This is a genomic window from Streptomyces sp. 8N616 (genome assembly GCF_052246385.1).
Lineage (GTDB): Bacteria > Actinomycetota > Actinomycetes > Streptomycetales > Streptomycetaceae > Streptomyces.
Genome location: NZ_JBQQBY010000029.1, coordinates 62,225 through 84,232, shown reverse-complemented (window position 1 = coordinate 84,232; position 22,008 = coordinate 62,225). Strand labels below are relative to the sequence as shown.

The following is a 22,008-nucleotide window of genomic DNA, read 5'->3' as shown; positions in this document are numbered from 1 at the left end:
CCTTAAGGTCTTGGTAATGCTCCGTGTCTGGGGCATCTCCCCAGCAGCGCCAGTGTCCCGCTCTGCCGAACATCCGAGGCCGGGTAGGACGGACTGGCCTTGTCGACCAGGAGTGCTGCATTGCGACCCACCGAAGCCTCATCAGTGTCCGGCAGTCTTGGCTGGAACCGTGAGACCGCGACACTGGCGCTGCTGTCGTTTGCGATGCTGATCGTTTCGCTGGACCAGTACATCGTCGTGGTGGCGCTGCCTGATATCGCACGCGATTTGGGCTACTCCGCACAAACGCTTCAGTCGGTGATCAGCGCTTACGCGGTGGCCTCGGCCGGCTTCCTGCTGTTCGGCGGTCGCGCCGCGGATCTGCTCGGGCGGCGCAGCGTCCTGGCGACGGGGCTCGCTCTCTATGCCGGAGCGGCATTTGCTGGTGGTCTCGCCACCGGGCCGGGCATGCTGCTGGCCGCGCGCGCGTTTCAAGGACTTGGTGGAGCTTTGGTCTTCCCCACCACTCTGGCGCTTATCAACACCACGTTCTCGGAAGGTCCTGCGCGTAACCGCGCTTTGGGTGTCTGGGGCGGTGCGGGAGCGGCCGGACTTGTGATCGGTGTGTTGCTCGGTGGACTACTGACCCAGGCTTTCGGCTGGGAAGCGGTTTTCCTGGTCAACGTTGCCTTGGCGGGTCCGGCACTGCTCCTTGCGTTCGTGCTGATCCCGCCGGACGGTGAACGCGAGAAGGGCCGCACATTCGATCTGCCTGGCGCGCTGAGCGTCACTCTCGGCGTCACCTTGATCGTCTTCGCTCTGGTTCAAGGGCCCGGGCTGGGCTGGCTTTCACCAGGCATTCTGATCAGCGCAGTGGTCGGCGTGCTGCTGATCGGAGCTTTCGCAGTAATCGAGCGGCGCAGCGTCGACCCGCTCATGCCCCCTCGGCTGCTGTCGAACCGGAACCTCATCACTGGCGTCGTCATCGCGTTCATATTCATGGCGACCTTCGGCTCGGTGCTCTACTTCCTTTCGATCTACTTTCAGCAGATCCTCGGCTACGACGCTCTGCAAACAGGGGCCGGGTTCTTGATCCCCACGGCGATCGTGGTGGCAGGCTCAACGACGGCCGGCCAATTCGTGACGCGATTCGGGCTCAGGGAGACGTTGGTGGCTGCTCTTGCCATCGGGGCGGGCGGCGCTGTGGCACTCGGCCTTGCGATCTCGCCGGACGGCTCGTACGTCGAACTCATCCCAGGACTCGTGGCACTCAGCATCGGTGACGGCGTGGTGTTCACCACGATGTTCATCGCTGCCGCGACAGGAATCGCCGACCGAGAACAAGGCATCGCCTCAGGGGTCGCTTCCACGGGCTCCGGCGTCGGTGCCGCGGTCGGCCTCGCCATTCTTGTCCTGGTAGCGACCGCAGGCCTCGATGACCTCACCGGCGAGCGCCTGCGGATCGCGACCGCAGACGGGATCAGCACCACGCTGTTCGTCGTGGCCGGCGGGATCGTCCTGACCCTTTTCGTCGCTGTGACCCGGTGCCCGACGCCACGAGTCACGGAACCAACTCCCGTACCCCGCCAGTGGCGTCGCTGCTAAGACATCGCTGCATCGTCGGCACCGAGCTGCAGAGCCACGTCACCGGCGAAGGCGCCCTTGCCAGCTGACCGCTCCGGCCGGCCCGGCCTACGCCGATGCGGGCGCCGGGCCGGCCTGGTGTGGCAGGCCACCGCGGGCAAATTCGGCGATCCCGGGTATCACCCTGTGCGGCAAGGCAAGTTCCGTAAGCACAGCTCCACCCCCGAGATCAGCGAGTTTGGACCGTCGCAGGGGATGCTTCGTCCCTCTCGGTGTCGGCGAAGAGGAGTGTTGGTTCGGCGAGGATGTCCCGGCCGGCCTCGCTCTTGTAGATCTCGTCGACGCTGCCGAAGCGGGCTTCGGTGTAGTCGAGTTCGAGCAAAGATGCGGCCTGGCGGACCGATGCCTCGTCCGGGCCTTCGATCTCGATGAAAGTGGGCAGGTCGGGCCAGGTGTCGAAGTCGAACACGACCTCGCCCAGGCGCCATTCCTCCCGGTAGTTCTCCTGGTAGCGGACCTCGCGCAGGCCGATGTGACGCAGGATCTCCGCCATGGCATGCAGGTCGGTGACCTCGGTCTCGCTCTCGGTGGTGCCGTCGATCGTGGTGGCGTCGGTCACCTGCTTGAGCGTCAGCGTGGAGCACGGTCCTTCGCCAACCCGGACGACATCACCCAGGCCACGGCCGTGGCCACCCTGCAGCTCAACGCCCGCGCCAGACCATGGATCTGGGGCCGGCCGGCCCCGCCACCCGCCACCTGCGACGCTGATATGTGTACTGCCTTTGAGGAATCCAGCACTAACGCCCTCATGCAGTGCCTCCTGTCGTCTCGTCAGCCACATCAACTAGATTCGTATGCCCATACGTTGCAGGACGTGTGTGATGTGACGGGGGTTGTTCGGGGTGGGGAATCGGCCGACGGATTGGCATGTCCTTGACCTGGAGTCCGATCCGGTTCCGGGAGATCCTGATCGGGTCAAGGGACTGGCGCGCAGGCTGCACGACTTCGCCGACGATGTCGGGGACGCGCTGCGCCAGATCAAGGGCATGGCCGGCGATGACGCGCTGCTGAGGTGGGCGGGGAAGTCCGCGGACGCCTTCACCGCCGAGTTCGAGGACGTCCCCAAGAACCTCCGCAAGTTGAAGAAGTCCTACGACATGGCCGGGGACGCGCTGGCGGCGTACTGGCCGGAGCTGGAGAAGGCGCAAGACGACTCGCGACGTGCGCTGGAGAAGGGGCGGGAAGCGCGGCGGGATCTGTCGACGGCCAACACCCGTTTGGAGACGACGAACGACTGGGTGGACCGGGCGGGGAAGAAGGCCAAGGAGTACGAGGACTCGGGCAAGAAGAAAGATGTCCCGGCGCCGGATGAGAAGGAGGTCCGGGCGGCTACCCGGAACCACACCCAGGCCCAGGACTCCCAGCGCGACGCCCAAACCGCGGTCGACAATGCCCAGTCGGCGCTGGATGCGGCCAAGAAGATGGCCGCGGATGCGAAGAAGCTGCGGGAGACGGCGGCGGAGAAGGCGAAGAAGAAGCTGGAGGAGGCCTCCGACGCGGGTATTCAGAACCGTAGTTGGTGGGAGGAGGCGGTCGACTGGGTCTCGGACAACTGGGACACCATCGTCGCGGTCTGCAAGGTCGTCGTCGCGATCGTCGGCATCATCGCCATGATCATCGGCGGGCCGATCCTCGGCGCGATCGTCCTGATCGCCGCCCTCGTCGTTCTAGCCGACACCCTCCATAAATACGCCAACGGCCAAGCCACGCTCTGGGATGTGGCCTTCGCAGCCCTGGACTGCATCCCCGGCATGAAGGGTCTGACCACCCTCGGCGGCCTCGCCAAGGGCGCCAAGGCCCTCGGTAAGACCGGGCTCAAGGGTATGGCCAAGGGTGCCAAGGGCCTCGGCCGTGAAATGCGGAAGTCGGGCGTGCAGATGTCCCGACGGAACGGCTGCGGCGACCCTGTCGACGTCGCCACCGGCGAGCTCATCATGCCGGCCACCGACGTCGAACTCCCGGGCGTCCTGCCCCTGGTCCTCGAACGGCACCACATCTCCACCTACCGCTCAGGGCGCTGGTTCGGCCCGTCGTGGGCCTCCACCCTCGATCAACGGTTGGTTCTGGACGAGGCAGGCGTGCGGCTTTACACCGCGGACGGCATGATCCTGGAGTACCCCGTCCCGCTCCCCGACCCCGACCAACCCGTGATGCCGGTGGAGGGCCCGCGGTGGGGTCTCACCTGGAACGGACAGCCGGGCACCCCGATGAGCGTGCACCAGCCGGAGACCGGCCGCACCCTGCACTTCGCGTCCCCGTCCGGCCGGTCCGGTACCGAGTTGCCCCTGACCGGCATCACCGACCGTAACGGCAACGGCATCGGTCTCACCTACACCCCTGACGGTGCACCCGCGGAAATCGCCCACTCCGGCGGCTACCGCATCGGCGTGGCCACCCTCGACGGGAGGGTCACCTCCCTGACGCTGCTCAGCGACCCTGACCAGCCGCTGATCATGAGCTACGGCTACGACCGGGCAGGGAACCTCGCGGAGGTCTACAACTCCTCGGGCCTGCCGCTGCGGTTCACCTACGACGACCAGGCGCGGCTGAGCCGGTGGGAGGACCGTAACGGCACCTGGTACCGCTACGGGTACGACGTGGCAGGCCGGTGCGTGTTCTCCACAGGCACCGACCGTCTCCTGGAGTACTCCTACCGCTACGACGAGACCAACCATCGCACCACGGCCACGAACTCCCTTGGCCAGGCAACGGTCTACCAGTTCAACGACTGCTTCCAGCTCATCGCCGAGACCGATCCCCTGGGCCACACCACCACCCGGGAATGGGACCGCTACGACCGCATCCAAGCCGTCACCGACCCTCTGGGCCACACCACACGCTATCTCTACGACGAGCACGGCAACCCCGCGGCCGTCATCCGGCCGGACGGCCGCCGGAGCGTCGCGGAGAACGGTGAGCACGGCCTGCCGGTGGCCGTCACCCAAGCAGACGGGCGCGTCTGGCGCATGGAGTACGACTCGCGCGGGAACCTGACCGCCGAGACCGATCCCATGGGCGCCCGGGTGTCCTACCAGTACAACGCCATCGGCGCGGCCACCGCGATCACCGATGCCGCCGGGCGCACGGTGCTGATGGAGACCGACGCGGCAGGTATGACGGTCTCAGCCACCGACGCCGAGGGTTCGACGACGCGGTGCGAGCGCGACGCCTTCGGCAGGCTGGTTGCGCAGACGGGTCCCGACGGGACCCTCACGCGGTACGGGTGGACGCCCGAGGGCAAGTTGAGCTGGCGCACCCTGCCCGATGGCACCACCGAGCGGAGGGTCTACGACGGCGAGGGAAACCTCGTCGAGCATACGGACACCGCCGGGCAGGTGACGCGCTTCGAGTACACCGGATTCGACCGGCCCGCGGCCCGTATCGACCCGGACGGGTCGCGCCTTGAGTTCGCCTACGACGGCGAGCTCCGCGTGACGTCCGTGACCAACCAACTCGGCGCCGCCTGGCGGTACTTCTATGACGACGCGGGCAGGCTGGCCCGAGAGCAAGACTTCACCGGCCGCACGCAGACCTACCGCCACGATGCTGCCGGTCGCCTGGTCGAACAGATCAACGGTGCGGGCGAGTCCACCGTGTACGTGCGGAACGAGCTCGGCAAGGTGGTGGAGCAGCGCACCGCTGAAGGAGTCACGACCTTCGCCTACGACCCGCTCGGCAACGTGCTCCATGTGGGCGGCACGCATGCCGAGCTGACCTACGAACGCGATGCTGTCGGCAGGGTCCTCGCCGAGACGTGCAATGGCGCCACCGTGCGCTCGACGTACGACGTGCTGGGCAGGCGCATACGCCGGGTGACGCCCTCGGGTGCCGAGAGCTTCTGGGAGTACGACGGACGCGACCGGCCCGTGCTGCTGCGGACGGCAGGCAGGACCGTCACGTTCGCCTACGACGCGGCCGGGCGTGAAGTCGAGCGCCAGGCAGGCGCCGCCGTGCTCAGCCAGGTCTGGGACGCGAACGACAGGCTGAGCTCGCAGACGCTGACGGCGGGTGGCCCGTCGGAGGCCCTCGAGCCGAGGCAGGTCCAGCACCGGGCATACCGTTACCGGCCGGACGGAACGGTCGGGGCGATCAGCGACCTCCTCAAGGGCCACCGGGTGGTCGACGTCGATCGCACCGGGCGCGTCACCGGGGTGCAGGCGGCGACGTGGTCCGAGCGCTACGCGTACGACGCGGCGGGGAACCTCACGCAGGGGCAATGGCAGGAGAATCCGTCTGCGCTTCCCGCGGGGAGCGGACCGGTCCGCGAACCGGCCCGCAGCTCGAACGATGTGCGCTACGAGTACGACGCCCAGGGCCGGGTCGTGGTCAGGCGCAAGAAGCGGCTGTCGAGGAAGCCCGACGTCTGGCGCTACACGTGGGACAGCCAGGACCGGCTGGTCGGGGTGGTCACCCCGGACGGCACCCGGTGGGCCTACCGGTACGACCCGTTCGGCCGCCGGATCTCCAAGGAACGATTCGGACCCGACGGCAAGACCATCGTGGAGGAGGTCCTGTTCGCCTGGGACGGATTCGTCCCGGCCGAGCAAGTCACGCTGTCGGGTGACGACGCACCCAGGTGCACCGTGTGGAACTGGGAGCGTGACCGGTTCAGCCCCGTCACTCAGGTCGACCGGGTCGCGCCGCGGGACAGACCGCAGGAGTGGATCGACGAACAGTTCTACTCGATCGTGACCGACCTCGTCGGCGCGCCCGCGGAACTGGTCGACGACCGGGGCGAGCTGGCCTGGCAGGCCCGGACGACCGTGTGGGGCGCCGACCTGAGCGATCCGGGAGACGACCGCGCGTACTGTCCACTGCGCTTCCCGGGCCAGTACCACGACCCCGAGACAGCGCTCAACTACAACTACCAGCGGCACTACGACCCGGAGACCGGCCAGTACGCGTCACCTGACCCGCTCGGTCTCGCGCCCGGCCCGAACCCGCGTGCGTACGTGCCCAACCCGTTCACCGCCGTGGACCCACTCGGCCTCGCGCCCGACTGCGAACGCGCCCTGCAAGCCGCGCGTAACCGGGCGGACGCCGAACAGGCACGACCGGGCGCGAACAAACACACCAGGCCGACGAGTTCGGCGGGACTTGCGGTACCGGGACACCAGCAGACCTTCAACGGCGCGAGCATCAAGGGCGGCGGAAACCATAATCTGCACCCGGACGTGCAGGCCGCCTACGACAAGGTACCGGCAGAGATCAAGGAGCAAATGGGGGGACAGCACGCGCGCTGCGGTGAGGCGGAAGCACTGTCGAACGCACTCAATGCGGGCGTGAATCCGCGAGGTGGAGTGATGGCCGCCGTGAATGTGCGGGCGCCAGGCAATCCAGCGCACGGCACGCCGAAGCCTCCCTGCCCGTCGTGTCAGGATGTGCTCAACCAATTCGAGATTACGGCGGTGACTTAGAGGTGAGTGACGAACTCGGGCAGCGCTGGCCCACTTTGACCGACCGCGTGTTGCGCAAGGCCGGGTGGTACCCCGGCCGTTCAGTGCCCACTGCGACGTGGGAAAGCATCCTGCGCGAGCGCGGCGGATTCGAGTTCCACGAGGCGGCACGGCGGTTCCTCTCCGAGTTCGGGGGCTTGGTAACACATGGGTGGCCCCCGGGCCCGGTCACGGCCCAGTCGCCGTTCCGCCTCGATCCCCTCACGGCAGAGTGGGACAACGAGACTTTCGCGGGACTCAGCGAGGCGGCCGGAACGTACCTATGCCCCGTCGGCCAGGCCGACAGCGGTGGCAGCTACGTAGGCGTGGCTGCGAATGGTGCGGTCTACATCGGCAAGGAGAACGTCGAGCTGCTGGCGAACACTGCGGACAAGGCACTGGAGAAGCTCGTTGAGTCACGGCGCACCACGGCGTCCGTGCCGTGCCTGCCGGCAGGTCCTCAACCAGTTCAGAGTCACGGCAGTCCCCAAGAGGAGGTTGCCGACACTCGGCAACGCTGGTCCGAAAAGACCGAGCGCGTGCTGCGCGCGCACGGATGGTATCCCGGTCGTTCGGTGCCCACTGCGACGTGGGAGAGCATCCTGCAGGAGCACGATGGTTTCGAGATCCATGAAGCGGCCCAGCGGTTCCTCTCCGAGTTCGGGGGAGTGGGGATCCCCCACCCGGAACCAGGTAAGACGAGGGCCTGGATGGTGTTCCACCTCGACCCCCTGCTGGCCAGGTGGGACCACGAAATCTTCGAGGACCTCGGCGAGCAGGCTGGGGCCTACCTGTACCCCGTTGGAATGGCCGCCCAAGGCAACCAGTACTTGGGTATGGCCTCGAACGGGGCGGTCTACATCGGCATGGACAGCGTCGAACTGCTGGCGGACACCTCTGACAAGGCACTCGAGAAGCTCATCGAGCGAATCCGGTAACCCGGGCCGGACAAGGGCGGCGATGCCTGGCATTTGGGCGGCCCGGTGCGTCCTTGGTATCCCTATGAATGGATCGTCTGGGAACTCCCTGCCACAGAGCACCGAGGTGGGTACCACCCGAGCGCATCGACGTGATTTGGCCAGAGCGATACGGACTGCGCAAGCCTCGCTACGGAACTGACACGTGTGTGCAGTAGCGTAACCACGCCGTTCAGCCTTAGGGAGTATGGAAGTTGAAGTTGCAACAGCGCACGCTGACTGCCACGGCCGCCTTGTTCGCAGCCGCTACCCTCACCCTGACGGGGTGCAGCAGCGGCGGGGAGAAGGGCGACGGGAAGATCGCCGGCGCGGAGGAGAAGAGCGGCGAGCCGTCCCCGTCGCCCTCGTCTCAGTCAGGTTCGGTGGCCCGCCCGAAAATCAAGCTTCGGGCTGACCTGTCCTACAACTTTGACTAGGCCAAGACTGGCAACCAGGACAAGGACGCTGTCCTTGCTGACACCGAGCAGATGATCAAAGCCGTGGACATGGCCATCGCCGAGCAGAACCCCACGCACGAGGCATACCTCTTCTACACCGAGGGGATGGCAGCTGCCGGAAGCCAGGAGTTCATCCGTCGTTCGTCGACAACAAGAACCGCATCACCGGGACCAAGAGGTTCTACAACGCCCGAGCCGAGGTCAAGAAGGACAAGACTGCCTCTCTCGTTTACTGCGAGGACCAGAGCAAGGCGTACAACAAGAGCCTCAAGACGGGGAAGACCAGCGTGACGAAGCCGTCGAAGGACGACTTCGTCATCTATGCCAGCCGACTTCGCGCAAACGATCAAGGCGTCTGGATCACGGAAGAGTTGACGTCTCAGAGGGGGAGTTCCGAGTGCCAGGCCTGAGCCTGGCCGGAACCGGTCTCCCTCCGCATCGAACCGGGCACCGAGGATGCGGAAACCTACCCTGCCTCCGGCGAGTGCCCCATCAAGGACGGGGGCATCGGCCAGCCCTACACCAAAGGCCACTCCGACGAGGATCCGCCCTGCGGCGTGAAGTACCTCCGTTCCAGCGGCGACAGCACCTACCCGCTCAAAGCAACCATCACCTGGAAGATCCACTGGACCGGCACCGGTACTCCCGGCGGCAAGCTCCCCGACGGGCACTTCGGCACCACCCAAAACATCACCGTCGAAGAGATCCAAGCCATCAACCGCTAACCAACAGCCGCACGCGCAACGGGGAGGCTACGGCGTGGGCGACAAGCTACGGCTACGGGCTAACACTGGGCACGGGCATGGCCGGGTTGTGAGTATCTCTGTGCGCGCGGAGGTCGTGGAGCTGCTGTTCCAGCCGGCGCTCAGGTCGACTTCGGGTTTCCAACTCAGTAGCTGTTGCCGTACCGAACCGGAGGTCGGCGTTTTCGCTGGTCAGGAATAGGGGTGGCGATCCCCGGCGGGTCATGAGCAGGATCATCGCTTCGGCGCTGGTGGTGCGGCGCTCGTAGTCGCGCGCCAGGCGGCGGGTGCGCATCAGGTGGGCGAAGAACCGTTCGACGATCCACTGCTTGGGCAGCACTACGAAGCCGCGCATGTCGTCGCTGCGCTTGACGATCAACAGGACCAGCGCGAGTGCGGTGAGGCAGTATTCGATGAGGCTGCCGGTGTAGCCGCCGTCGGCCCAGATCAGGGCCAGGCGGTGGTGCGCGTCGGCGACCTGCGTAAGCAGGACGTGGGCGGCGGAGCGGTCACCGGTGGCCGCGCTGGTGACCATCACTCCCAGCAGCAGGCCGAGCATGTCGACCACGAGGTGCCGCTTGCGGCCGTTGACCAGCTTGCCGCCGTCGAAGCCGCGGCTGTCCGCACCGACGACCGCGTCCGCCTTGACGGACTACGAGTCGATCACGCCGGCCGTGGGCTGCGCATCCCGACCTGCCTGCTGACGTACCCGATCACGCAGCCGTTCGTGGGACTCCCCGACCAGCACCTGATCGCGCCAGTGGCGGAAGAACCGGGTGATCGGCCGCATTCCCGAACCGGTGGAGCGGCACAATCACACGTCGGTGCAGCCGAGTTGAACTCCACCGGCGCGAGCACGTACAACTGCGGCAACAGGGTCTCCTGGATCTCGGTTGGCTTCGCAGCCCCGAGCTACCAAGAGGCCCTGTTCTCATGCCCGCGGCCAGCTGCGATCACCCGATCGAGACTCCCGTTCGACACGCACCCCTCAAGACCGGAACGACAGCAGCTACTGAGGAGCAGTCGTCTGCCACCACGGCCAACTGTTCTGTGCGCTGAGCGCGGCCCGAGACCGGGGAAGCCGAACGGATCACTTGATCAGCAGTGGGCCGCTGATGGGCCCCTGGAGACCACCTGCGGGTCAGCAATCGGCTGGACCTCACGAGGGGCTGGCGGCAGCTGAATCCGCAGGCTCACCAGTACCAAGGCCGTGGATGGCCGCAGCCATGGCGCGAGCCTTGACCATGGTCTCCTCGAACTCCTCGGCTGGGTCGGACAGGGCGGTGATGGCACCGCCGATGCCGAAGCTGGTGGTCTCCGGTGTGGCGACGATGGTGCGTATGAGGATGCTGAGGTCGGCGGCTCCGCTGAGGGAGAACCAACCGAGCGCTCCGGAGTAGACGCCGCGGGGTCCGTCCTCGAGTTGTTCGATGATTTCCATGGTCCGCAGTTTGGGCGCGCCGGTCATGGAGCCGCCGGGGAAGGCGGCGCAGACGCAGTCGACGGCGGATACATCGTCGCGCAGCGTGCCCCGGATGGTGGACACGAGTTGGTGCACGGGTGCGTAGGTCTCCACGTCGAACAGCTTCGGCACGTGCACGGTGCCAACCTGGCAGACGGTGTTGAGGTCGTGGCGGACCAGGTCGACGATCATGAGGTTCTCGGCCTGGTCTTTCGCGCTGTTGCGCAGTTCTTGGCGGAGTTCCTCGTCCCGCTGTGGTGTGGCGCTGCGGGGTCGGGTGCCTTTGATCGGTTTCGACTCGGCCACGCGGTCCGGGCCGATGGTGAGGAACCGCTCCGGTGATGCGCTGAGGACCGCGAGGCCAGGGAAGTGCAGCAGTGCGCCGTAGGGAACCGGGCTGATCCTGCGCAAGTGCCGGTAGGTGTGGAGCGGGTCGATGGCGGTGTCGACGGTGGCCAGGTTGGTCAAGCAGACCTCGTACGACTCCCCGTCGCGGATCTTGTCGAGGCACTGCGAGATTCGCGCGAGATAGGCCTTTTTGTCGTGCCGGAGGCCTAGGGACACGGGAGGCTGTTCGACCAGCGGGGCCGGGGCGCTGGCGGCCGCCGCGGGCAGCGACCGCACCTGCCGCTCGGTGGCATCGAGCCACGCGGCCGCGCCAGCGTCGTCGGCGTCCTGGCTCAGGCACAGCAGATGGCAGGCCTGCTCTGCATGGTCGACCACGACGGCGCGGTCGACGAACAGAAATGCGGCGTCGGGGGTTGGCGCGCGGTGCCGGGTGGGGGAGCCGGTCTCGGCCCGCAACTCGTACCCCAGGTAGCCGACGTAGCCGAGATTGAAGGCGAACGGCAGCGAGTCGTCGGCGGGCAGGGCCCGGTTGCGCAGTTGCCGGTCGAGGTAGTCGAAGAAAGGCTGCCGGACGTGGTCGCTCTCGCGCCCCGGGCGGCACACGGTGATCTGCTGCTCGGTGACGTCGTAGGTGATGAACTCGGCGAGGGGGCCGCTGCCGTCGCCGAGACAGGAGAACCGGCCGCCGCCATCGGCGTGGCCGCTGCTGTCGAGCCAGAAGCTGTGCGGCTGGCCCGCGAAGAGGGTGGTGTAGACGGCCTCCGGGTCGGGGGCGTGGTCTATGCGGCGGGTGTGTAGGTGGTAGCTGGCGTCGCTGTGCCGCTGGGCGCGGGTGAGGTTGCGGAAGTTGGCCAGCAGCTCGCGACCGTACTCGGTGCCGATGGACTCCGGGTGGAACTGGACACCCCAGATCGGCGCGCTGCGATGGCGGATGGCCATCAGGGTGCCGTCGTCGGCCCAGGCGATGCCCTCGAGTTCGGCGGGCAGGGTGGTGACGGCCAGGGAGTGGTAGCGCACCGCTGAGAACGGTGACGGGATCCCGGCGAAGATGTCCTGGCCGGTGTGGCGCACCTTGGTGGCTCGGCCGTGCACCGGCTCCGAGGCGTGCGCGACCTGGCCGCCGAACAGGTGGCAGATGCCCTGGTGGCCCAGGCACACGCCGAGCACCGGCAGGCCTGACTCCCGGATCGCGCGGGCGCTCACGCCGAAGTCCCGGTCCCGGTCGGGGCGGCCGGGACCGGGGGAGACGACGATGTTGTCGAAAGCGCTGATGTCCACCGAGCCCCAGTCGACGTCGTTGCGGACCACGGTGGGCGGCGTTCCGTTCACCTCGCCCAGCAGTTGGTGGAGGTTGTAGGTGAACGAGTCGTAGTTGTCGATCAGCAGGGTGCGCATCTGGCGGTCCTCACCCCGCCGCGGGTGCGTCGATCACCAGCGTCTCCACCCGGCAGGTCTCGGCGATGATGATCTCGTAGAGGTTGCGCAGGAACGCTGGGTCGATGCCTTGCTGGTCGGCGAACTCCGCCGCCCGCGCTTGGACGACGCCGATGCGGTGCGGCTGCATCATGGGCACGTCGTGCTCGCGCTTGTACTCTGCGATCCGCACACAGCAGTCCAGCCGCTCGCGGATTGTGCCCAGCAGCCGCTGGTCGATCCGGTCCAGCTCGTCCCGCAGTGCTTCCAGCCCGTCGGCTCCGGATTCCTTGCCTGGGGTCATCTCGCCTCCTCTGCTAGGGGGTGGGATACGTGCGCCAACCGGGTGGCGGCGCGGCGGATGGTGGGGACGCACGCAATGCCGGCCAGCAGGAACACGGCGGCCAGCAGCAGCCAGCCGGCCAGCCCGAAATGGATGACCGTCCCGGTGACCAGCAGGGGGCTGAGCAGCATGCCGGCGGCGTTGCCGATGTTGAACACCCCCTGGTACTCGCCTGGTGCGGCCGGGTCGGCGAGGTCGTAACTGAGCGACCATCCCGCTGCCTCCGAGAGCATCTCGCCCAGGGTGTGGACGATGCCGCCGAGGAGCAGGACGAGGACCGCCAGCGGCGCGGGCAGGCCGTGCGCGAGGCCGAAGACCACACAGCCGGCGGCCAGCAACCCTCCGGCGCGCCTCAGCGCCCTGGCCGCCCGCTGGGGGGTCTCCGTCCCCCGGCTGGCCCGCACTTGGAGGGCGACCACCATCGCCATGTTGACCACCATGACCGCCGAGATCGTCCACCGCGGGGCGTCGGTCGAGCCGGCGACCCACAGCGGCACGCCGACCGTCAAGACGCCGGAGTGCGCGGCGGTCACGCCATTGAGGACGGTGACCAGGAGGTAGGGGCGGTCTGCCAGTGCCGGCGTGCGGGACCGCTCCCCCTGCCCGCGCCGGACGTTCGGCCGTGGTGGCGGGGTAGGGGCGGGCACGCGGAGTAGCAATGCCGCAGCCACCAGGAACGTGACGGCGTCGCCGATGACGACCCACTGGTACGTCTCGGCGGTGTCGCGCTGCAACGCCAGGGCGGCCACAGCCGCTCCCGCGCCCATGCCGACGTTGGCCACCGCCCGCAGGAACGCGCGTGCCCGCACGCGGTCCTGGGCCGGCAGCACTGCCGCGACAAGCGCCCCCCGCACCGCGTTGCCGCCCTGGTCGATGAAGCTGACCACGGTGGCCAAGGGCACGAACACCGCGAACGAGTGCACCGTGGTGTAGCTGGCCACACCGACGCATTGGACGGCCAGGATGACCAGCAGGACCCGCCGTGGCCCCCACCGGTCGGACAGCCGGCCCAACGGAACGCCGGCGAAGATCGCGACCGCGCCGGCGATGGCCAGGCCCAAGCCCACCTCGGCAGCGCTCAGGCCAGCCGCGCGGATGAAGAACAGCACCTGCGTCGCCAGGAACATTCCGTTGCCGAACGTGTTGGCGAGAGTGACGCAGGCGATCCGGCGCAGTTCGGGCGGCTCGGGGAGCAACCGCTCTATCTGCCCAGGCATCATATGGTCGCGGCCGGATCGGTCTCGATCACCACCGAGGCCATCAGCTCCTCCAGCGCGTCGACCGCAGCCTGGCGGGTCGGGCCGGTGGTCGCCAAATAGGTGGAGCGACCCAAATAGGAGGAGACAGGTTGGACTTGGTCGCCGACCTTCAGGTCGCATTTGCTGGCCAAGACGCGCGGGTCGGACGCGGCCTTGTCCCACCCCTCGATCTTCGTGATCCGCCCGGGAGCGGGAGTGAAGTAGCGCATCGTGGCTCCACGCTGGACCGGCCACGCGCTCGGATCCACCGCGCGGCCGAGCATCTGGTCGAAGACCGCCCCGTGCAACTCCACCCCCGTGATGGCTTCGACCATGGTGGGAATGCGGTCGCCAGCGGGACGCACGTGGACCTCGCCGAGGACGACCTCATGCTGGTGGTACCAGAACTCCACGTGGAACAGGCCCATGTCCACGCCCATCGCCCGCAGCGCCGCGGTCACCGTCTCCTTGACCCGATTCTCGGCGTCGGCGTCAAGGCCCGCCGGCAGTGCGTGCCCGAGCTCCGCGAAATGCGGCGGGCCCGAGGTCAGCTTCTCCGTCACCGCCAGCACATGGGGCACGCCGTCCACGCACACCCCTTCCGCGCTGTACTCCTGGCCGTCCTGGAACTCCTCGACGAGGAAGACCGTCGGATCGCTGTGGATCTCCGGCACGCCCTGGTTGCGCAGCCAGCCGCCGAACGCGGCGCACGACGACCGTAGGTGCGCCAATGCCGTGTCGACCTCGTCCGCGCCCGACACGCGGCTCACGCCCACGCCGCCCTGCGCCGACCGCGGCTTGACAATCCACGGGCCGGGCAAGGTGGTGGCGATGAACGCCCGCACATCCTCAGCCGTCCGGCACAACGCCACCCGCGGCTGCCGGAAACCCCGCTCGCGCAGTGCCTCGCGACAGCGTGCCTTTTCCCGCAGCCGCCGCACCGTCTCTCTGTCCAGACCCGGCAGACCGAGCACCTCCGCCACCGCGGCGGTGGACTCCATGGCCATCTCGCGGTATCCGTGCACGCCGAGGAACTCCTGCCCGGCGCCGTGCTCCTTGGCCCACGCCACGCATGCCTCGACGTCGTTGTAGTCCAACGTGATCGCCTTCTCCGCCAGCCCCACGATGTGCGGGAACCGCTCCAAGTTGGCTGCTGAGTCCACCAACCAGACATCGAGGCCCCGCTTCACCGCCTGGTGCACGCACTCCTCGCCAGCGGGGACCGAAGCGCCGCCGATCACCAACAACGGCCGGGTAGAACCCACCTGTCAACCTCCACTCGCGCCTCAAGGCATTGATCAACGACCACTGAGTGCTCAAATCGTTCCCAAGCCCCGCGCCGCCATCAAGGCCGATGTTCTGAATGATCGGTAAGTGGCGCTTACCGAACTCCGCAAGATAGAGGCGTTCCTGGCCGCTGCCGAGGAGTTGCACCTCGCCAGAGCAGCATGACGGCGCCAGTAGATACTCCGAGCTGTGGCTGTGACAGCAATGCCTGGCCCCACTCGGCTCGCGAGTGACCCGAGAAGGAGGAGGCGCCGCTTGCGGACCTCACCTGTCCAGTTCTCCTGGCTGACGCCGTACGGCCTGGCGGGCGTGTCGAGCGGATTCAATCGGCCTGGCAGACCGGGGACGAGGGCGATGGTCTGCCGCCCAGTTCCTGGGCGACGATGCTCCATTCGCCCTTTGGATCGCAGGGCACACAGATCCGGTATCCGAAGGCCACGGCCCGTACTGCGAGGGACTTGGCCAGGGCAGATTTGCCCATGCCGATTCCGGCGAGCAGGATGGCTTGGCCTCAGCGCCAATGGCCCGCCTGCGCGATCGGGAAACTGACAGGCAATCAGCAACGCGCCCAGGTCAAAGACTCCCCGTGAAGGAGGCCCGGCTCGGTTGCACTTCAGTGCGCTTGTTGGCAACAGCCTTGAAGGCGCGCGGGTCACACCTTGACCGCCGTGAGCTTCTCCGGGTTGCGGACGCAGTAGATGGCCGTCACGACACCGCCGCGGATCTCCACTGAGGTCACCTGATCGAGTTCGCCGTCGATGAGCACCGCGAAGGAGTGCATCCCGTTGTAGGTGCCGATGCGGATGTCGAGTTCGCCCATGCGGGCACCCTTGGCCAGGAGCCCGAGAAGCAGCCTGGCCACCTTGTCGGGCCCGACCACGGGGCGCCGCACCGCGTTCACGACCCCGCCGCCGTCAGCCAGGAACACCACATCGGGTGCGAGCAGGTCCATGAGGCCTTGGACGTCACCGGTCGCGGCCGCCGTCAGGAACCGTTCGGCGACCGGCTGTGCCTCAGCAGGGGTGGCGACTGCAGTGTGTCGCCTCGCGCGCACGCTGTTGCGGGCGCGCTGGTTCAACTGCCGCACCGCGGCCTCGGACTTGCCCACCGCAGCGGCGATCTCCGCGTAGTCGAAGCCGAACACCTCGCGCAACACGAACACCGCGCGCTGGGTAGGGGTCAGGACCTCCAGAACCAGCAGCATCGCGGTGGTCACGGCCTCGCCGGTGAGCACATGGTCGATGCCGTCGGGTGCGTCGCCGGCAGCGTCGGTCACCAGCGGCTCGGGCAGCCACGGCCCCACGTACTGCTCCCGGCGGCGGACGGCCGACCGCAGTACGCCGAGCGCCTGCCGGGTGACGATCTGCGCCAGATAGGCCCGCGCGTTCTCCACCGAGGTGTGGTTCACCGACCGCCACCGCAGGTAGCTGTCCTGCAGGACGTCTTCGGCGTCGGCCACCGACCCGAGGATCTCGTAGGCGATCGAGAACAGCAGGGCCCTGTGCGTGGTGAACTCGTGCGCGGGATCCGGCTGCTCGGTCACTTCGAGCCCTGCAGCCAGGCGTAGATGGCGGTGCGGGCGCCGAACTTCGCGTAGCGACAGACTCGCTCCTTGGCCACGGCCGCGGTGGGCCCGGCGAAGTAGAGCCGACGCACGGTGTCGTTCCTGCGGCTGACCTGCAGCAGCCCGTCGCGCCGGCCCAGGCTCAACGCCTGTCCGGTGTACCCCATGGAGTAGGGCTTGGGCTTACGGCCTTGGATCATCCGCGCCAGCGTATCCGCTGCGTGTGCGCCCTGAGGCATGGCCGTCGCGCAGGCCGCTCGAGAGCCGGGAACCGCCGCGCAGTCGCCGACGACGAAGATCCGCGGGTCGGTCACGCTGCGCAGATGCTCGTCGACCACCGCACGCCCGTCGGCATCCACCTCGAGTCCACTGCGGGCGGCCAGGTCGGGCACGCTCCCGATGATCGCCCACAGCGTGAGGTCGGAGGTGAACTGCGGGCGCGCGTGGAGACGCACCATGTCGCCTCGTCCCTCCCCGGCGCCAGGGTCGATCTGCGCGACGGAGTCCTCCACGACCTCCACGTTCAAGCGGTCCAGGCCGGTGCGCACACGCTTCTGCGCTCCTGCCGACAGGCTCGCGGCGATCGTCTGTCCCACGATCCGCACGCGGAGGTCGGGTCGGCCGAAGGCGATCTCGGCTGCCGTCTCGATGCCCGTCAGCCCGCCACCGATGACGGTGACCACCCTCCCGCCGGGCAGCCCGGCCAGCGCGGCCCGCGCCTCCTGCGCACCCTCCCAGGTCCCCACCGGAACGGTGCCCGGCAGCGGTGCGACCGTGCTGCCCACCGCGAGGAACAGGGAGTCGAAGTCGAGACTCGCCCCGTCGCAGAGAGTGACCTGACCGTCGCCGATCTTGTCGACGGTGCCCACCCGCGTTGCGACCCCTTCGCGCAGCATCGACGTCAGCGGGGTCGCCGCGGCTCCGGTCCCGGCGATCTGCTCGTGCAGCCGCACCCGCTCGACGAAGTCCGGACGGGGGTTGATCACCGTAATCTCCGCCGCCTTCACCTTCTTGGCCAGCCGGTTCGCCGCGATCGTCCCCGCGTAGCCGGCTCCCACCACCACGACCCTCATGTGTGCCTCCTGTTGTGGAATCAGTTCACACACGGGATGCAGCCCACCTCGCGTTTGTGACGGGCAAGCCGAGTGACCTGCATCACCGTCGCGCGGGGTGCCGGGTACCACCATCTGCCCGATGCCGGCGACGTGGTACGAACCCCCGTACGAGCGCGAGGCCGTAGGGCGGGTTTCCGCGGGCCCGAGCCTGGAACTCGGGATGGAACCAATGCCGCATCCCCGCCAGGACGTCAGCTGACTCTCCGGACGGCGCGCGTCCGCCCACCACACCGAGCTGCTGCCGTAGTGGCGGGCCGAGAGGAGTCCCGCCAGATGACAGAGAAGGTTGCCGATCACATCCTCGCCCGCCTGCGCGAGTGGGATGTCGCCCACGTCTTCGGATATCCCGGGGACGGGATCAACGGCCTGCTGGCCGCATGGGGCCGGGCCGGCGACGAGCCGCGGTTCGTCCAGGCCCGGCACGAGGAGATGGCCGCCTTCCAGGCCGTCGGCTACGCGAAGTTCAGCGGCCGGGTCGGGGTGTGCGTGGCGACATCGGGCCCGGGTGCGATCCACCTCCTCAACGGGCTGTACGACGCCAAGCTCGACCACGTGCCGGTCGTCGCGATCGTCGGGCAGACGCACCGCTCCGCGATGGGCGGCTCGTACCAGCAGGAGGTCGATCTGCACACGCTGTTCAAGGACGTGGCGTCCGACTTCGTGGAGACGGTGACCGTGCCCGAGCAGTTGCCGAACGTCCTGGACCGGGCGGTGCGCACGGCGTACGCCCGGCGCGCCCCCACCGCCGTGATCATTCCCGGGGACGTGCAGGAGCTGGACTACTCGCCGCCGGGCCATGCCTTCAAGATGGTGCCCTCCAGCCTCGACCGCAGCGGCTGGGAGTCCGTGCCCTCTCAGGAGTCGCTGGAGCGCGCGGCGGAGATCCTCAATGCGGGCGACAAGGTGGCCGTACTGGTCGGGCAGGGCGCGGCGGGTGCGCGCGCCGAGGTCGCGGAGGTCGCGGACCTGCTGGGCGCCGGGGTCGCCAAGGCGCTGCTCGGCATGGACGTGCTGTCGGACGAACTCCCCGGTGTCACAGGGGCCGTCGGGCTGCTGGGATCCCGTCCCTCGTACGAGCTGATGCGGGACTGCGACACCCTGCTGACCGTCGGCTCCAGCTTCCCGTACTCGCAGTTCCTCCCGGGCTTCGGGAAGGCTCGGGCGGTGCAGATCGACATCGACCCGCACATGATCGGGATGCGTTACCCGTACGAGGTGAACCTGGTCGGCGACGCCCGGGCGACCCTGCGCAGGCTGCTGCCGCTGCTGCGACGCAACACCGCCCGCGACTGGTACGACGAGACGTGCGCCGCGGTCGATCGGTGGCGCGAGGTGATACGGCGCCGGGCGCAGCTGTCCGCGGACCCCATCAACCCGGAGTACGTGGCGCACTCCCTGGACCCGCTGCTGCCGGACAACGCGATTCTGACCGCCGATTCGGGTTCGGCGACCAACTGGTACGCGCGGCACATCCGCTTCCGCGGCACGATGCGCGGCTCGCTGTCCGGCACGCTCGCCACGATGGGCTGCGCCGTGCCGTACGCGATCGGGGCCAAGTTCGCCCAGCCCGACCGGCCGGCGATCGCGCTGGTGGGGGACGGCGCGATGCAGATGAACGGCATGGCGGAGCTGATCACCGCGGCGAAGTACCGCGACGCGTGGGACGATCCGCGGCTGGTCGTGGGGGTATGGAACAACCAGGACCTCAACCAGGTGACGTGGGAGATGCGGGCGATGGGCGGGGCGCCGCAGTTCCTGCCCTCGCAGTCCGTGCCCGACGTGTCGTACGCGGCCTTCGCGGCCTCGCTCGGCCTCACCGGCATCCGGGTCGAGAAGCCCGAGGGCGTGGAGCCGGCATGGCGGGAGGCGCTGGCGGCGGAGGGGCCCGCGGTCGTGGAGTTCCTGACAGACCCCTCCGTGCCGCCGATCCCGCCGCACGCGACGTGGGAGCAGCTGGAGGCCACGGCCGCGTCGCTGCTGAAGGGGGATCCGGACCGCGTGGACGTGGCAATCCAGGGTCTGAAGGCGAAGGCGCAGGAGTTCCTGCCGGGCCCCTCGGGCGAGTTGCCCACCGGAGGGGGCGATTCATGAGCACGGGTTGGTGGAGCTGCTGATGCCGACGTCACCGGCGAGCCAGGAGCACGCAGAGGCTGTGCCGGGGGATCTGCGGCGCCGACCAACGGTCACGTGCCTCCACCACCGGCGAGCCGATCCAGAGGCGGTTGCGCTTCGGTGTACAAGTCGTCTGTGGACGTCGAGGAATGGGGAGAAGGGCCTCGCCGCGTGGCCACGCCGCCCACCCGCGCCATGTGCACCGCGCGGCGGTGGCGATGGAGTGCGGTGGCGGGGACGGCAGCCGTCCTGCTGGTGACGGTGGGCTGCGGCGCGGTCGAGGAGCGGCGCAGCGCTGCCATGGCGGCCGCTCTGGACTTCGAGCGCGCCGTGCGCGCCGAGGACGCGGCCACCGTGTGCGAGGTGCTGGCGCCGGGCACGCGCGAGGAGGTGGCGCAGTCCGCCCGGGCGGACTGCGCTCAGGGGGTGCTCGATGAGGACGTCCCGTCGGCCGGGGACCGACCGGGGGATGTGCGCAGCGTCGATGTCCACGGGCGGCAGGCACGTGTGGTCCTGACCGCGGACACCCTGTTCCTGTCGCAGTTCTCCTCCGGCTGGAAGGTCGTGGCCGCGGGGTGCACGCCGCGGCCGCAGCAGCCGTACCGCTGCACGCTGAAGAACGGCTGAGGGGCGTATGAAGGTCATGTTCACGCTCTGCTTGCTGGTGATCGTCAGCGGCCTGGCGTACTGCATTGCCCTGGGGGTGCTGTACCGGTGAAGCGCTCCGTGCGGAGATTCCTGAGGGAAAACGGCCTGGGACTGGCGTTCGGCGTCGCATTCCTTCTTGCTCTGCTGGGACAGGCGTTCGCGGGCCACGCGGACTTCAACAATCAGCTCGTGGCCGAGAACCTCCAGCCGATCTCTGTTGGCGACTACATGGCCTCTTCGGACTTCGCTGTCGACGTAATGGAGAACTGGCAGTCGGAGTACCTGCAGTTCTTCCTCTACATCTTCCTCACCGTGTGGCTGGTGCAGCGCGGCTCGCCGGAGTCGAAGCGGACGGACAGGATCGGGACGGAATCCGACGAGGCGCAGCGCGTCGGCCGGCACGCGGGCTCGGACGCTCCCCGGTGGGCGGCCGCGGGCGGGATCCGGCTCAAGGTGTACGGCAGTTCGCTCGGCCTCGTCATGGGGAGCATCTTCCTGCTCTCCTGGCTGGCCCAGTCCATCAGCGGTGTCGCCGCGTACAACGAAGAGCAATTGAGGCAGCTTCAGGCGCCTATGAGCTGGCCCGACTACATCTTCTCCGCCGACTTCTGGAGCCGTACGCTTCAGAACTGGCAGTCCGAATTCCTCGCCATCGCTTCCATGGCCATTCTTTCGATCTACCTGCGCCAGCGCGGGTCACCGGAGTCCAAACCGGTGGGCGCCGCTCACACCTCCACCGGCGTCGCGGGGTGAGCTCGGCGTCGAGGGGTGAGCTCCTCCACCGGCAGGTGTTCGTAGCCTGTTCGTAGCCGACCTGCGGCAGAGCGCCGTGGCGCTGCGCTGGCACGCTTCCTGCCCCAGGTGTGGTAGCACCTCGGGCTCGTCGGGGGATGGGCGTCGCGCGCGATAATCAGCGCCCCAGCGCCTTGGCGAGCTCGTCCTTGTTCATCGACGAGCGGCCTTCGATACCGCGCTGCTTGGCCTCGTTGTAGAGCTGGTCGCGCGTCGGGCCCTTCGGGCCCTCGCCCTTGCCGGAGCGCTGGCCGCCCCGCTGGGAGGGCGACTTGTCCTGAATGGAGGTACGGCTGGCGGTCCGGGACTCCCCGCTGCGGGCGCGTTCCTTGTTCACGGTCCTCGCAGCGATCTCCTTTGCCCGCTTGGTCGACGTACCGCGCTCCTCCGCGCCCTTCTTGATCTTCTCGTACTGCCGTTCTCGCTTGGAACTGGATCCTCGCGGCATGATTTCCTCCTCGTGATGTTGTT

14 protein-coding genes and 4 pseudogenes are annotated in these 22,008 nt (G+C 68.2%); 8 read left to right on the top strand and 10 right to left on the bottom strand.

Annotated elements, in window-relative coordinates; genetic code table 11:
• Positions 1-120: 120 nt before the first annotated feature.
• Positions 121-1,584 carry an MFS transporter gene (locus ACTWQC_RS25000; protein WP_443318036.1) on the top strand — a complete coding sequence of 488 codons (1,464 nt, stop codon included), beginning with the start codon at positions 121-123 and terminating at the stop codon, positions 1,582-1,584.
• A gap of 208 nt (positions 1,585-1,792) precedes the next feature.
• On the opposite strand, the pseudogene ACTWQC_RS24995 reads toward ACTWQC_RS25000, so the two are convergent.
• Positions 1,793-2,215: pseudogene (locus tag ACTWQC_RS24995) on the bottom strand (CYTH domain-containing protein); the annotation flags it as partial.
• A gap of 250 nt (positions 2,216-2,465) precedes the next feature.
• Between ACTWQC_RS24995 and ACTWQC_RS24990 the strand changes: the two are divergent.
• From ACTWQC_RS24990 to ACTWQC_RS24975, 4 genes and pseudogenes are all read left to right on the top strand, one after another.
• A complete protein-coding gene (locus ACTWQC_RS24990) occupies positions 2,466-7,040 on the top strand; it encodes a DUF6531 domain-containing protein (RefSeq protein WP_443318035.1) in 4,575 nt (1,524 codons plus the stop codon).
• A gap of 2 nt (positions 7,041-7,042) precedes the next feature.
• Complete coding sequence (locus ACTWQC_RS24985) at positions 7,043-7,996, top strand: SUKH-3 domain-containing protein (RefSeq protein WP_443318034.1); 954 nt, start codon at positions 7,043-7,045, stop codon at positions 7,994-7,996.
• A 233-nt stretch (positions 7,997-8,229) separates the two neighbouring features.
• Entirely contained in the window at positions 8,230-8,451 is a 222-nt protein-coding gene (locus ACTWQC_RS24980; protein ID WP_443318033.1) for a hypothetical protein, read from the top strand.
• Between the two features lie 431 nt (positions 8,452-8,882).
• A pseudogene (locus ACTWQC_RS24975) lies at positions 8,883-9,197 on the top strand (hypothetical protein); the annotation flags it as partial.
• Positions 9,198-9,249: 52 nt separating this feature from the next.
• Here ACTWQC_RS24975 and ACTWQC_RS24970 read toward each other — a convergent pair.
• The 8 genes and pseudogenes from ACTWQC_RS24970 to ACTWQC_RS24935 form a co-directional block, all read right to left on the bottom strand.
• Positions 9,250-9,822: pseudogene (locus ACTWQC_RS24970) on the bottom strand (transposase); the annotation flags it as partial.
• Between the two features lie 552 nt (positions 9,823-10,374).
• Positions 10,375-12,420: an aminodeoxychorismate synthase component I gene (gene pabB / locus ACTWQC_RS24965; RefSeq protein ID WP_443318032.1), complete on the bottom strand. Its 2,046-nt coding sequence runs from the start codon at positions 12,418-12,420 to the stop codon at positions 10,375-10,377.
• A gap of 10 nt (positions 12,421-12,430) precedes the next feature.
• Positions 12,431-12,742: a chorismate mutase family protein gene (locus ACTWQC_RS24960; RefSeq protein ID WP_443318031.1), complete on the bottom strand. Its 312-nt coding sequence runs from the start codon at positions 12,740-12,742 to the stop codon at positions 12,431-12,433.
• Complete coding sequence (locus tag ACTWQC_RS24955; protein ID WP_443318030.1) at positions 12,739-13,998, bottom strand: MFS transporter; 1,260 nt, start codon at positions 13,996-13,998, stop codon at positions 12,739-12,741. The genes ACTWQC_RS24960 and ACTWQC_RS24955 overlap by 4 nt, the downstream gene beginning before the upstream one ends.
• On the bottom strand, positions 13,998-15,284 hold the full coding sequence (locus ACTWQC_RS24950) for an ATP-grasp domain-containing protein (protein WP_443318029.1): 1,287 nt from the start codon (positions 15,282-15,284) through the stop codon (positions 13,998-14,000). The genes ACTWQC_RS24955 and ACTWQC_RS24950 overlap by 1 nt, the downstream gene beginning before the upstream one ends.
• A 237-nt stretch (positions 15,285-15,521) precedes the next feature.
• Positions 15,522-15,808 (bottom strand): annotated as a pseudogene (locus tag ACTWQC_RS24945) (ATP-binding protein); the annotation flags it as partial.
• 150 nt (positions 15,809-15,958) lie between these two features.
• Entirely contained in the window at positions 15,959-16,849 is an 891-nt protein-coding gene (locus ACTWQC_RS24940) for an RNA polymerase sigma-70 factor (protein ID WP_443318028.1), read from the bottom strand.
• A complete protein-coding gene (locus ACTWQC_RS24935; RefSeq protein ID WP_443318027.1) occupies positions 16,846-17,943 on the bottom strand; it encodes an NAD(P)/FAD-dependent oxidoreductase in 1,098 nt (365 codons plus the stop codon). The genes ACTWQC_RS24940 and ACTWQC_RS24935 overlap by 4 nt, the downstream gene beginning before the upstream one ends.
• Before the next feature lie 315 nt (positions 17,944-18,258).
• Here ACTWQC_RS24935 and ACTWQC_RS24930 point away from each other — a divergent pair, with 315 nt between their 5' ends.
• The 3 genes from ACTWQC_RS24930 to ACTWQC_RS24920 all read left to right on the top strand — a co-directional run bounded on the left by ACTWQC_RS24930 (position 18,259) and on the right by ACTWQC_RS24920 (position 21,498).
• Positions 18,259-20,076, top strand: coding sequence for a thiamine pyrophosphate-requiring protein (locus ACTWQC_RS24930; RefSeq protein WP_443318026.1), 1,818 nt, complete (start codon positions 18,259-18,261; stop codon positions 20,074-20,076).
• A gap of 192 nt (positions 20,077-20,268) precedes the next feature.
• Positions 20,269-20,724: a hypothetical protein gene (locus ACTWQC_RS24925; RefSeq protein ID WP_443318025.1), complete on the top strand. Its 456-nt coding sequence runs from the start codon at positions 20,269-20,271 to the stop codon at positions 20,722-20,724.
• Between the two features lie 99 nt (positions 20,725-20,823).
• Positions 20,824-21,498: a DUF6766 family protein gene (locus tag ACTWQC_RS24920; protein ID WP_443318024.1), complete on the top strand. Its 675-nt coding sequence runs from the start codon at positions 20,824-20,826 to the stop codon at positions 21,496-21,498.
• Positions 21,499-21,655: 157 nt separating this feature from the next.
• Here the strand turns inward: ACTWQC_RS24920 and ACTWQC_RS24915 are convergent, their stop codons facing one another.
• Positions 21,656-21,985, bottom strand: coding sequence for a plasmid stabilization protein (locus tag ACTWQC_RS24915; RefSeq protein WP_443318023.1), 330 nt, complete (start codon positions 21,983-21,985; stop codon positions 21,656-21,658).
• Positions 21,986-22,008: the final 23 nt, after the last annotated feature.